This window comes from Chryseobacterium sp. BGARF1 (assembly GCF_001677955.1).
GTDB lineage: Bacteria > Bacteroidota > Bacteroidia > Flavobacteriales > Weeksellaceae > Chryseobacterium.
The window spans coordinates 1-242 of record NZ_LELA01000175.1 but is presented as its reverse complement, the minus strand read 5'-3'; the positions used below and the strand labels follow the sequence as shown (position 1 = coordinate 242).

Annotated in this window: 1 protein-coding gene; it reads right to left on the bottom strand. The window is 33.9% G+C overall.

What is annotated here, in order from left to right; all coding sequences use genetic code 11:
- A partial coding sequence (locus AB671_RS21240; protein WP_157444291.1) for a hypothetical protein occupies positions 1-235 on the bottom strand: 235 nt, incomplete at its 3' end.
- Positions 236-242: the final 7 nt, after the last annotated feature.

Here is a 242-nt window from a genome sequence, read left to right as displayed (position 1 = left end):
CAAATCCTGGGATATTATTAAATAACTTATATGTTGGATTTCTATCATGCATATATATTCCATATTTTAATGTGGGATGATTAGACATCAATGTTGACGATATTCTTTCATCTGTGCCACCTCTTACAGTCCTTGTAATTGTTCCACCTGCTAACAAATTCCACCCAAGGCCTGTCTCTCCTGCTTTATCATCTGGTTTAGCACTTAATGGATGATATTTTAACTGAACATTCAAATTTACA